Raw genomic sequence first — 12,225 nt, forward strand, 5'->3', positions numbered from 1 at the left:
TTGCTGGTGAGGTTAGCTAAGACTACAAGGGATATATTCTATAGTTATTTTGTCTGCGTGAGATAGCCCAGCCTTTTGGTTGGCTGAGGGATATGATTGTTAAGGTGATTCAAGGAGGATTGTATGGTGTATGAATTTAGGGGATCCGCTAGGCACTTTGTGGTACCTGGTATTTTATACTTTGCTTTAGGTAGTTCCGCCTTTGCGGTTGATTGTGGTGACACAATTACTAGTCCTGAAGTACTTGATCAGGATCTTGTGTGCTCAACAGAACCCGCACTAACGATAATGGGGCCTACGGGTAGCCTAGACATGGCAGAGTACACCCTTAGGTGCGATGGCTCTGCTGTTGGTATCCAGATTGACGGTGTTGCGGCTTTCCTATCAAATGGTGTGGTAACACTATGTGACATCGGAATATCGTTGGATGGAACTGGAGCCCACAATATACAGGCAATCAGAGTAGATGGAACAGATATATCAGGGATCGCTGTTAATAGTAGTTTTAACTCTGTTATTCAGTCAGGAATATTTAAAAACAGTGGCACCGGCATATTTATAGCTGGTGATAATAATAATGTGTCTTCTAGCTCGATCCTAGATAATTTAGAGAATGGTATTCAATTAGAGGGTAATAACAATCTTATTGTAAGCAATGAGATCAGTCGAAGCACATTAAATGGTATCTTAATTGGTAAAGCAGATGGTAATACGGTTGCCCAAAACACCGTCTCAATGAGTGGGGTTGGAGGGGCGAATACCGCTGGAATCTTACTGGAACTTTTGGGGCAGTCTGGCAATGTGATTGTCGGGAATACTGTTTCCAGCAATATAGATTTTGATCTGCAGGATAATAATAATTCACCCTGTTTAAATAGCTGGGTTGGGAACTCCCCTGGTGCAACTACCTCCGGAAATTGTGTAACGTCAAATTAATAACGTTTTACGATAAGTTGATAGGCTTGCAGACAATTTAATGGTGTCGCCACAGTATTGCGGATACTGCCGCTAGTGTAATTGCTGAAAGCCTGATTTCCCTTTAGATTTTCGTTTTCATATTTATTCCTGAGAGATATCCAGTCGGTCAATGTGAGTTGATGTGGTGAGAGGAGAATTTGGTTTGCTAGGCTGGTTCAGTTATGGGGGGATATTCTCAGAAGTAAGATATAGATAAGCGTTAATTGTTTTTATGCAGGATTCAAAGGCTAGAAATTTAATGCCTTGAATCCTGAAATCATTTTAAGCTAGTTTATGCAGGCGTCATTTGATGAGCTGAAAATATTACCGTACCATGTGGTTCCTACACAGGCAGGAGTATTATCATCAAATAGGTCATCTATATCATTAGATTCAGCAGTATTTCCTGTTATGAGATTCCCTACTTGCCCAAAATTACTTACTGAAATACCGTATTCATTATTACTTGATGTAGTGTTTAGTAAGATGCTTGTGTAGTTTGCATCTTGGATTGCTATTCCAGAAAAAGTGTTATTTCTGGCGGTGCTTTGGAAAACTTGATTGTTATCTCCTGAGATAATAATGCCACCTTCCCCATTGCTGGTGGCGCTTACTTCAAAAAAACTATTCCAGTCGCCGAGAACGATAATACCATTGCCAAAATTAAAATCATTGATTGAGCCGCTGACAATATTGCGACTGCTACTGACTGACATTCCCAAAGATCCATTTTCTTGCGTTGTAACGCCGATGACATTGTGGAGGCCGCTGCCCTCTACAGATATGCCTATATCACATGATGAAATGATGCCACTGGATATCTGACTGTTAGTAAGCACAGCTGCAGTTCCTTCAAGCATAACTCCTGTGCCAACCAAGCCATCACAGGATAATGAAAATCCATTGAGATCGAGACTACCGGTAGGGCCCATTATTGTGATGGCAGGAGAAATCGCACAATTAGATATATCCGCATCCAATACTTCGGCGGTAGAGATTATATCACCACAACTTACGGCTAAAGCAATACCCGATGCACTTATTAAGCCGCAGCCTGCTGCTGCGATTAATGATGTTTTAATATTTAAAATCGCCTTCATTGATATATTCCTATTGTGATTGTCTGATATTTGAAGTGGTTGATAGGGTGTAAATATCTCGAATTTTGGTCTTTGTTTGGTTGATGACAATAGGAAGTTGTTCTCATATTTATGGAGAATAATTCCTATTGATTAACTATGTTGATGGGATATGTGCTGGAGGAGTTGGGTTTTTATTATTTGGTATTTTATAGATGAGTTTAAAGGTTGGCTTTTCGGTTCAAATATGCGTAGTGTTTCCATAATTGTTCTTTGGTGGCGTGTCAATTAGTGAGGGCGTGATTTTCTAGAGTGGTTTGTGGCCTGGTTGATATTAAGAGAGGGTGTGTTTGAGCGGTTTCGTCGTGTGTGTGTAGTGATGGCGTTAAAAATAATGGATTTGCCTCCAGTATGGCTATTTTCCTAAATAGGGGAAAACTTTCTTCCTATATTTTCCGCACTATTCTCCTATTGCTGAAAGTGCCATCGAGGATAAGACTCAACACAGCATCAAGCATGAGTTCCTGAAGGAAACTGGGGATTGAGTTCTTGAGAAGCGAGAGTTTATAAGCATAAATACTGAAGTTCTGGTGTTTGTTTTAGCAAAATTAAGCGCAGCTGATCGTAAATTACTTTCTCTTAATGTTGTTGCGTAGGTGCTAATTAAATTTGTTTTGATGCGGTATAAGAATCTTAATTTAGCGACATTTCATATTCTAAGGAGATAAATATGAAAAGGTGTGCCCCGTTGGCGGCTGCGGTCCTACTTGCTATTGCAAGTCAGGGTGTTTTTGCCTCTGACAATGTTGCGGTCCAGAATCAAAGCGGAATAGGTAATACCGCGACAGCGGATCAAAGTGATCCAACTGTGACTTCTAACTTTATTAGCCAAACCCAAATTGGCGACAATAACACGGTATTTGCGGCCCAGGTAAACAGTAATACCACAAGCACGGTAAATCAGATACAAACCGGGACCTCAAATACTTCCACTGTTAGCCAGAATTCATCTGATACGGTGACTGCTGTTGTTACCCAGAATGGGATAACTAATACAGGCGTAATTAATCAGGTGTTGTCTACTACCAGCGTGGCAACTATTAACCAGTTTAACCTGACCAACTTTGGTACAGTTACACAGTCGAATAGCACTACTGATAATGCGGTTATCAATCAAGTGGGTGATTTAAATACGGGTACTGTTGTGCAAACCAATAGTATGACCAGTTCGGCGGTAACTGCTCAACAAGGGAACTCGAATGTGGCTACTGTGTCGCAATTTGTTTCTGACACAAATACTTCCACATTAAGTCAGCTGGGAAATAGCAATAACGCTACTGTGACGCAAACAGATAATAATAATACCAGTGCCATAAGTCAGCAGAGTGACTCCAATACGATTCTCCACTCTCAATCTGGTAGCTTTAATTTGGCAAGCACGACTCAAATTGGTTTGACCAATATGGGGTCAACTATCCAAAGCGGAATGTTTGGTGTTGCCACTTCATTGCAGCAGGGTAATTTGAACATGTTTACCGTTAGCCAAGCAAATGACTTTCAAAATGCCAATGTTACCCAGATTGGGAACAGTAATATGGTAATTATTGTGCAGTAGGGGGAGAGGAGAAGGGTATTTGAGTGCTGGTCGCTGGGCGAAGTAATCTCGCTCAGCGACCGGGCTTTTAGCTATCGATAAATAGCTTATTAGAAGCGGTAAGTAGCAGATACGCCGACGTTGCGAGGCTCAACAATTGCTACGTAGCCATCGGGGTAGCGATCCCCAACTGGCTCAAGAGTCAAGTAACCCTCTTCGTCAAATACGTTGTTGATATAAGCAGAGATGCTCCAGTCCTGGCCTTCATAGTTAGCATTCAGGCGTGTCAAAACGTAATCGCCAGCAACTCTCTCTTCGGTATTGGTAAAGTCACCGTAGTATTCACCCACATAATTTGCAGAGATACCGACGTTGAGCGCATCGGTAACCCAGAACTTTGTACCCAGATTTGCAGTAATGTTGGGCGCAGAGTTGAGCTCATTGCCATCGGCATCAGAGTAGTCAGCACCGGCATCAGTAATTTCAGTTTCCAGCAAACCAAGCCCGGCACGCAATTCCCATGATGGAGTCAGCATGGCGACTGCTTCAAGTTCCATACCGTAAGTCTCAACTTCGTCCATATTGACGATAACACGGGAAGAACTCAGGGCCTGGTAGCCGGAGTAGTCGTTAAAGAACAGGTTACCACTCAGGTTGATGGTGCCGTTAGCCAGGGAGCTACGTACTGCCAGCTCGTAGGTGTTAACGGTTTCTTCATCGTAGTAGTAATAGTCTTCTGCAGCGAAGTTAAGGGCGCCACCTCCGGCGTTGTAGCCTTTGCGGGCACTGGCAGAAACAACTGTGTCCTCAGTCAGATCGTATTGCAGGGCGAGTTTAGGCAGGGTGGTGGTTTTGTCGGTTTCGTCTGGGTCCAGCCCCGCGATCAAGTAGCCATTATTGAAATTGAAGTCACGACTTTGCTCTTCATTCTCCACACGCAGGCCACTGATCAGGTTCAATCGGTCAGTCAGTGCGTAGGTTACTTCACCATAAATAGCGGTAGAGGAGCTCTCGTCATCGCCGAAATAAATGGTGCTGCCGCTGCTGTCAAACTCCTGCTCTCTCTCGAAGTGCGCAAATCCGATAAAGCCGTGCAGGGTGTCACTGGTGAGGCCAAAATTCAGCTTTGCGTCGATAGTGGTATTTTGCTCGTCCATGCGAACATACTGTTGGCTGCTGGCATCTTCTTCGTAGGAATCAAAGCCCCACTGGTAATCCATATAGGCTGCCAGGACCTCGATAGAAATATCATCGCTGATTTGGTAGTCCACTTTTGCGCTGGTGGTTATGGATTCGGTGTCCATGTCGCGATAGAAATAAGTTTCGTAGTCATCAACACCGGTCAGGGTGTAGTACATACGGCCGGTATTTCCGTCTTCACTGTTAGTGGACACAGTAAACAGTGTTTTCAATTTTTCAGTAGGGGTCCACAACAACTTGCCTTTTAGGCGCTGGGTTTCCAGGGTGTTCAGGTCGAAGTCAGCGGGGTTGCCCTCGTACTCTTGAGCATTGCTGATAGTGTCGCCAGTGAGCTGTTGGGCAGTGAGGCGGAATGCTAGGGTGTCTTCAACGATCGGACCGGAAATCATACCGGAAGTATCGATGTAACCGTCCTGGTCGCGGTAGCCAACGCGAGCTGCACCTTCCCAGTCGAAGCTCGGGTCTTTGGTTTTGATATAGACGGAACCGGCAATGCTGTTACGGCCGTTGCTGGTGGACTGGGGGCCGCGAAAGACTTCAATTTGCTCCACATCCCAAATACCGGAGTCGCCAGTAAGGTCTGCGACAAAAGGCTCGGCAACACCATCAATAAGTGTAGAAACTCGGGTTTTTGCACCACCGGAGAAAGAGTTAAAGCCAGTGGCTGAACCGTTGCCGGACACACCGCGAATATCTGGGGTGGCACCAGAAAGTACTACTACGTTAGAGATATTGGATACCGCATCAGTGATGCTCAGGTGCTGCATGCTATTTAAGGTTTCTTCGGTAATTACGGATACAGAAGAAGTGGTTTCCTTGAGGGAACGCTCTGTTTTCTCACCAATAACAATGACGTTTTCCATTGCTTGCGGTGCATTGTCATCCTTTTTCTCATCTGCAGCTAATACGGCAGTACTTAGTGAGGCAACAATAGCAAGCGAAACGGCGTTGCTGAGAAGGTGGCGTTTAAACATGGCGTAATCCCTAGCAATATAAAGAAGTCAGAACGACAAAGAAGATCGGCACGGAATATAATGCTAATCATTCTTATTTGCAAATATAAGAATACCGAAATAAACTTCTAATATTCTTACTTTGAGCAGCGGCTTGTGTTTCAACGATTGGTCAATGCTTAGTAATCAGTCTGCTACCCCTTTGGTAGTAGTACTTCTAATTCTTAAGTGAAAACTAGAAATGTATTCCTCAGTTTTAACAGGATTCGGACTACTTGGTTGTATTCTTGCGTCCTCTGTCTTTTATTTGGGGTGTCCCAACCAACAGTGGCGTGAGCAGAGGCCGATCCAGTTTTACCCCGCTCTCCTCACCTGTCTTGCGCTTCTCGTTATCTCATGGGTGCTTTTCCATCAAAGTTTTTCGGCAATGTCCGCGTCCTTTACACTTCTTAGCACAACTATGTTAGCTCTGGGGTTGCTGCCTTTTAGTGGTGTGCTGGATAAGCCGGGCAAAGTTCTGGCAAAGAAAAAGAAGCGTATTCAAAAAGGATTAGAAGGCTATAAGCCCCAGTGGTGGGTAAAAAGCCTTTGTGCAGTTTTCTTCGGATTGTCGATCGCGATTGCCATTTCCGGATTGATTGCCTTATGGGGCCCTGGAGATGTAGCGGTCGACGATAGAAGCCAATTTGTGATGTGGATAATTACCCCTATCTGGCTAACTTTGGTGAGTTTGGTGTATCTATTCATCAATGTAAGACGCATGTTGTCCCTCTACCTGGGGCTAAATTTGGTGCTGTTTACCCTGTTGTGGATCGCGAGATCCGGAGGCTGAGGCTATGCGTGTTGAACTGATCAAAACTTATAAGAGCGTGCATACCTGGACCGGTATTCTTGCAGGCCTGTTTCTATATATCGCTTTTGTCGCTGGTGCCCTGACTATGTTTAAAGGGCCGCTCAATCAATGGGCCCTACAACCTGAGACTACCCTGCCAAGTATTTCTGTCGAAAAGTATGACAGCCTTATTACAGAGGTTTTACAGGCGCATCCTGAAGCCGCAAAGCGAATGACAGTTCACTTGCCGCTAGCTGGATTGCAGGTGGCGCCGGTGAGCTGGGAAATAGAAGATGAAGTAACCCATGATCACACTCTCTGGTATGCCAGTTTCGATGGAAATGGGAAGCTGATCACTCAGAGCTTTACCGTTTCTGCGATTGGTGAATTTGTCGACCATTTACATCGCACCGGCGGTATTCCCGGTGGCGAAGGCCATGATGCTTTCGGTACCTATGTATTGGGTGTTGTGGCGGCACTGTATTTTATTGCGCTGGTTTCTGGCTTGATTATTTTCCTGCCAACCTGGTTTAAGGATCTATTGGTACTCCGAAAGGGTAAGAACCGCAAGCGCTACTGGCTGGATTTCCACAATGTGCTGGGGATTACTTCCTTACCGTTCCACCTGGTCATCGCCTTTACCGCCTTTGTGTTTGCTTTCCATGACCCGCTTTATGATGCCCTGCGCGTGACGGCCTACGGCGACTCGCCCATGTTCACTCGACCCGCCCCCCAAGAAGTTAAGAGCTTTTCTGAGCTGGTGCCGATTGCCGAGTTAGAAACTGCGATCCAGGAGTGGGAATCCAAATTCCAGATGGCGGAAATCCTTTATATAAATTTGGATACCCGCTCACCGCGTATGCGTGTAGGTGGAATCATGCATGGCGAGGTGGTGCGCGGTGCGGAGTATGCCTATGTACTAGGCAACCCTTATTTGAGCGAGATTCCTTATAGCAGCTTTATGCCGAGCAACTTTAATGGCTACAGTGGCACAGTAATGAGCATTTTCTCCCTGCACTTTGGCAGTTTTGGTGGAAATGCAGTGCGTTGGGTGTATTTCGTGCTCGGGATTATGGGGGCACTGATCTTTTTTACTGGCAATCTATTGTGGATTGAAAGCCGCCGTAAAAAACGCAGGGCGCAGGGAGCTCTGCCGGTACAAACAACCTCATCAATGGTAATGGCAAGGCTCACAGTGGGCGTTGGTCTGGGCACTATTTTGGGTATCGCCGCCAGTATGCTGACGGTTAAGTGGTTGCCCCATGCGCAAGTGGATATTGAATTTTGGCAGAAAACCACTTATTACACAGGCTTTTTATTTGCGGTGGCTTGGGCATTTGTTCGTCGTCCCATGGCCGCTGCTCGGCAGCTCCTTGTTTTTTGTGCCGCTGCTATCTTCCTGATACCAATTAGCTCGCTTATCAAAGGCGAGTTGCTGGGAGCTGCCACTCAGGTCTGGGCAGTGGACTTTGTTGCGCTACTGATAGGTGTATCACTTGCTTTACTTTCAGTTCATCTTCGCAAGCGGCAGGCAAAAATCGAACCGGACAGTGTCTGGTCTGAGCTGGTGGAGAGCCCCGTAACAGAAAGCAGTATTCCAACTCCTCTGCCTAATACTCATCCACAGGCATCGAGTTAACAGGATTGGTTAAAGAAAGGGCTATATTCAGGGCCCTTTTTATTGCCCTCGCAAGTTTCATTTTAAGAGTTGGCAGAATGTACAAGTGCTGCCATAAATACAGGCATTTTTTCCTCCCTACATATACTCCAACCTGACAACTAAACTTTTTACCGCTATTTGATAAGGCGGAGGTTCCACCTGGAAAGGCACTTTCTTCCCAGTCGCTCACAACTAATCTCTCATAGAGAAAGTATCTTTTTTCATTAATACTGACTTCAGCATCGTTTTATTACTCAAGAAGTATCGCAATATTGTTGTTTGTATGCGAAGTAGTATGAGTTTGACTTATGAAGCCAGTCATTCAACTGTTACCGCCCGCCCCTAAGTGGCCCATGCTATGCGCCACAGCCTCAATATTTGTTCTACTCAATGATGCTGCGTTCTTGAAAAAATCGTCGTAAAAGCTTTCGAGCTGGACCTGTCATCTTTAAGGAGTATTAGATGAGCATGTACAGACCTGTTGCAGCAACTGTTTTATTTTCAATGATTGGAACTGCCGCTCTTGCCGCAGACCACACCTATGATGTCCTTCAGATAGGATCGGGTAATACCGCTAACTCAGATCAAAGTGACAATTCTGCTGTTGGTGATACGGTTATCCAAGTTCAGGTGGGTGATGATAATGAGGTGAATGCAACCCAGAACCTATTTACATCCTTCAGTTTGATTCAACAATCACAGGTGGGTGATAGTAATTATATTGAGGCAACCCAAGCCGGCTCAGTTTTTTCAAGCATTCTAGTAGAGCAAATTGGTGATAATAACTCAGCGACACCCGCGCAGGAGTTTGCCGAGTTAAGTACTATTTTGATAGTGCAGATTGGGGATAATCATGAAGCCTCATTTACTCAAACAAATACACTGAATGAGTTTATTGGTATTGTTCAGGTGGGAGATACTAACGTTCTGAATGTATCGCAGACTGGCTCAGCAGCAAACTCTATCTCTATGCATCAAGAAGGTAGTGCACAGAGTGCGGCAGTGACACAAACTGCAAGTGTAGGGAATAGTATTACCACTGAGCAATATGGAAGTTCCAATACGTTAAATATAAGTCATACTCTTGCCTTTGACTCTACTGCAATTGTTGCTCAGGATGGTACAGGTAATAGCGTAAATACTCTGCAGCAATCCATCGGGCACTACAGTGAAATTCGCCAGGAAGGCGAAGGCCTGGATGCCTGGCACTCTCAGACTGGCGTCTACAACGAGGCATACTCTCAGCAATTTGGCGAATCAAACAGTGTAGATATTACTCAAAGCGGAGAGTTTGGTGTTGTTTATACGGAGCAGCATGGCAGCACCAATAGTGCTGAAATCGATCAAGCAGGTACCTTTAATAGTGTAGATATTATGCAATTAGGGGGGTCAGGAAACTCTGTTATGGTCACTCAGCTGGCTAGCTTTAATGCCAGCTCCACTTCCCAGCTAGGAAACTCAAATCAGATCACTCTTACACAAGCCAACGCTAATAATAGTGTGTCTACTACTCAAGTAGGAGACGGTAATGTGGGTATGTTAACTCAGTAAATTATAGGTTCGAGTGCTGAAGTGATAAGGGGCATATCTGTCACATTCTTTGGCTCTGTAAAAAAATAGCGGCGGCAAGCCTAATTGCCTGCTGCTTTAAGGAGTTAGTGATGAATTCGTTCAAGCCTATTTCGGTGGGTATTTTAGCTGCGATGGTTAGCGCTTTTTCAGTGGCTGCTGATAACACTTATGAGCTTATCCAAATTGGTAATGGTAATACCGCGTCGGCGGATCAGAGTGAGATAACGGTAGTTGGCAGTACCGTCATTCAGGTACAAATTGGCAATTCTAATGATGCTCAGGTAACACAGGAAGGCTTGACTATATCTAGTACAGTTATCCAACGACAAGTTGGTATCGCCAACATGTCAAATGTACTGCAGGAAGGTGCGATATCTACGACCTCTACAGTTGCTCAATATGGAGAAAGTAATACTGGTAATTCCCAGCAGTTTGATACGGAGGGAGATATAAGTGATATTTTCCAGGTGGGTTCCAGTAATACCATGCTCGTTGAGCAAGACAGTAGTCTTAATAATTCCATAAGTATTGGCCAGTTAGGGGTAAATAACATGGGGTTTGGCTCTCAGAAGAATGCATCTGGTAATGTGGGAGTGATGGTTCAGGTGGGTGAGAATCTCAACTTTATTCTGAGTCAGAATGCTGGTGAGATGAATACTGCAATAGGCTTTCAGGCCGGTAACTTACACGGAATGTCTATTAACCAGAATTTGGCCTCGGCATCTAACTCTGTAGGGATTCAAGCAGGTGGGAATAATAATAGTGCGGAGTCGCGACAGGTAGGTTTAGGACATGATAGTTTTATCTTCCAAAATGGTACCAATCTTGGAGCCCTAACTGAACAAGAGGGGTTATTTAGTACCGCGTATACGGAACAGTTTGGTGGAATAAACACGGCCATAACGCTACAGACTGTTGGGTTTAACACTGCAGAAACACTCCAGTTTAGTGGTTTACTCAATGAATCTTTAATATTGCAATTTAGCGGATTTAATACAGCGGCTGCTGTCCAAACTGGAGCCAGCAATTCTACAAGACTTAGCCAAACAACAGGCGGAAATCTTGCAGGTTCTGCCCAGTATGGTGATAACAATACGGTATTGGGTCTTCAGTAGCGTATTGATTTTAAATTCATTAGGAGATCCAGCCTCCCTCATTATATGGGGAGGCTGTCTAAAACTCACAATATGAGACAATTTTTTCTCCCAAAGGGTTTAGTGATGACTAAATTTGAGCCTCTCTCGGTAGGTGTGTTACTTGTGCTAGCCAGTGTATCCTCTGTAGCTGCCGATAACACCTATAACCTCATTCAAGTGGGGTCAGGAAATACAGCAATGGGTGAGCAAAGCGATCCCAGTGTTACCAATAGCCTAATTAGCCAAACGCAAATAGGGAATAACAATGATACTACTGGAGAGCAGCAATCATTTACCGAATCTAGCGAAATAGTTGTAGTTCAGTTGGGTCAAGGTAATACCGCAGAAGTTGAGCAAAGCGCTTCTGTTTTAACCAGTATCACAGTTACACAGATTGGTTCGAATAATTTTTCAATTATTTCACAAGATGGGGTCTTACTATCTACCATTGATTCCGTACAGCTAGGAGACGGTAATGTCAACGGTCTTGTTCAAGATAGCACTTTAGGAAGTATTATAAATATCGTGAGCATTGGTGATGGTAATAATGCTAATGTGGCACAAAATTCCAGTGTGGATATTTCTGCCAGAGGAATAACTTTAGGTGATTCAAGTAGTATAACAATTACCCAGGAGTCTGGTCAGGTGAATTCGGCAAGTGGATTTCAGTTTGGGTCAATGAATACTCTATCACTTACTCAGAACGGTGGGGCTGGTAATGCTGAGGTTACAGTGCAAACGGGAAATGCACTAAATGCTCAGACATTTCAGATTTCTGCTAATGGTTCTCGTTCATTTATCTATCAAAATAATAATAATAATTCTTTTGAAAGTCGTCAGGAAAATGTGGGTAACGTTAGTATTGGATTCCAAAATGGAACCAGCTTAGAAGGAATTCAGAATCAGATTGGTAACTTTAGTAGGGGGTTTATCCAGCAATTTGGTGGGCTGAATTTTGCTGAGCTTGCTCAGGGTGGTGATTTTAGCACTTCAGAGATCTTGCAGTTTAGCGGGCTTCTCAATAATGCAGTTGTTGTGCAGCTGGATGCATTTAATACTGTCGGTGTGACACAGACCGGTGATACAAACTCTACCCGCCTCAGTCAGGCTACAGTGGGAAATTTTGCTACCTCTGCACAGTTTGGTGATAGTAATACTATTTTGGGACTTCAATAACTTTATTGATTTCAAGCAACTTAAGTAAATCTATCTCTTCCATTTCTTGCGGAAGTTGTCTGGATT

The 12,225-nt window shown here is 44.3% G+C and carries 9 protein-coding genes; 7 read left to right on the top strand and 2 right to left on the bottom strand.

Annotated features, from left to right (window positions below):
- Positions 1-123 precede the first annotated feature (123 nt).
- On the top strand, positions 124-936 hold the full coding sequence (locus tag ACJJIW_RS12170; protein WP_444935296.1) for a NosD domain-containing protein: 813 nt from the start codon (positions 124-126) through the stop codon (positions 934-936).
- Between the two features lie 308 nt (positions 937-1,244).
- On the opposite strand, the gene ACJJIW_RS12175 is transcribed toward ACJJIW_RS12170, so the two are convergent.
- Complete coding sequence (locus tag ACJJIW_RS12175) at positions 1,245-2,057, bottom strand: NosD domain-containing protein (RefSeq protein ID WP_444935297.1); 813 nt, start codon at positions 2,055-2,057, stop codon at positions 1,245-1,247.
- 709 nt (positions 2,058-2,766) lie between these two features.
- Between ACJJIW_RS12175 and ACJJIW_RS12180 the strand changes: the two genes are divergently transcribed.
- Positions 2,767-3,651 carry a hypothetical protein gene (locus ACJJIW_RS12180; protein WP_444894616.1) on the top strand — a complete coding sequence of 295 codons (885 nt, stop codon included), beginning with the start codon at positions 2,767-2,769 and terminating at the stop codon, positions 3,649-3,651.
- Positions 3,652-3,740: 89 nt separating this feature from the next.
- Here the strand turns inward: ACJJIW_RS12180 and ACJJIW_RS12185 are convergent, their stop codons facing one another.
- On the bottom strand, positions 3,741-5,804 hold the full coding sequence (locus ACJJIW_RS12185; protein ID WP_444935298.1) for a TonB-dependent receptor: 2,064 nt from the start codon (positions 5,802-5,804) through the stop codon (positions 3,741-3,743).
- A gap of 406 nt (positions 5,805-6,210) precedes the next feature.
- Between ACJJIW_RS12185 and ACJJIW_RS12190 the strand changes: the two genes are divergently transcribed.
- The 5 genes from ACJJIW_RS12190 to ACJJIW_RS12210 all read left to right on the top strand — a co-directional run bounded on the left by ACJJIW_RS12190 (position 6,211) and on the right by ACJJIW_RS12210 (position 12,159).
- Positions 6,211-6,615, top strand: a complete 405-nt coding sequence (locus ACJJIW_RS12190) for a hypothetical protein (RefSeq protein ID WP_282931735.1) — start codon at positions 6,211-6,213, stop codon at positions 6,613-6,615.
- A gap of 4 nt (positions 6,616-6,619) precedes the next feature.
- Positions 6,620-8,254 (top strand): PepSY-associated TM helix domain-containing protein, encoded by a 1,635-nt coding sequence (locus ACJJIW_RS12195; RefSeq protein WP_444935299.1) that lies wholly within the window; start codon positions 6,620-6,622, stop codon positions 8,252-8,254.
- Positions 8,255-8,737: 483 nt separating this feature from the next.
- The gene (locus tag ACJJIW_RS12200; RefSeq protein ID WP_444935300.1) at positions 8,738-9,826 is read left to right on the top strand and encodes a hypothetical protein; all 1,089 of its coding nucleotides are present in this window, start codon (positions 8,738-8,740) and stop codon (positions 9,824-9,826) included.
- A gap of 110 nt (positions 9,827-9,936) precedes the next feature.
- A complete protein-coding gene (locus ACJJIW_RS12205; protein WP_282931738.1) occupies positions 9,937-10,962 on the top strand; it encodes a hypothetical protein in 1,026 nt (341 codons plus the stop codon).
- A gap of 105 nt (positions 10,963-11,067) precedes the next feature.
- Complete coding sequence (locus ACJJIW_RS12210) at positions 11,068-12,159, top strand: hypothetical protein (RefSeq protein ID WP_444935301.1); 1,092 nt, start codon at positions 11,068-11,070, stop codon at positions 12,157-12,159.
- Positions 12,160-12,225 lie beyond the last annotated feature (66 nt).

The sequence above is a fragment of the Microbulbifer maximicatervae (SeqCode) genome, assembly GCF_052467815.1.

Bases quoted from the DNA above. Each gene is read 5' to 3' on its own strand.
- ACJJIW_RS12200 (WP_444935300.1), top strand. From the start codon at position 8,738: ATGAGCATGTACAGACCTGTTGCAGCAACTGTTTTATTTTCAATGATT.
- ACJJIW_RS12175 (WP_444935297.1), bottom strand. From the start codon at position 2,057: ATGAAGGCGATTTTAAATATTAAAACATCATTAATCGCAGCAGCAGGC.
- ACJJIW_RS12190 (WP_282931735.1), top strand. From the start codon at position 6,211: ATGTCCGCGTCCTTTACACTTCTTAGCACAACTATGTTAGCTCTGGGG.
- ACJJIW_RS12180 (WP_444894616.1), top strand. From the start codon at position 2,767: ATGAAAAGGTGTGCCCCGTTGGCGGCTGCGGTCCTACTTGCTATTGCA.
- ACJJIW_RS12170 (WP_444935296.1), top strand. From the start codon at position 124: ATGGTGTATGAATTTAGGGGATCCGCTAGGCACTTTGTGGTACCTGGT.
- ACJJIW_RS12210 (WP_444935301.1), top strand. From the start codon at position 11,068: ATGACTAAATTTGAGCCTCTCTCGGTAGGTGTGTTACTTGTGCTAGCC.
- ACJJIW_RS12185 (WP_444935298.1), bottom strand. From the start codon at position 5,804: ATGTTTAAACGCCACCTTCTCAGCAACGCCGTTTCGCTTGCTATTGTT.
- ACJJIW_RS12205 (WP_282931738.1), top strand. From the start codon at position 9,937: ATGAATTCGTTCAAGCCTATTTCGGTGGGTATTTTAGCTGCGATGGTT.
- ACJJIW_RS12195 (WP_444935299.1), top strand. From the start codon at position 6,620: ATGCGTGTTGAACTGATCAAAACTTATAAGAGCGTGCATACCTGGACC.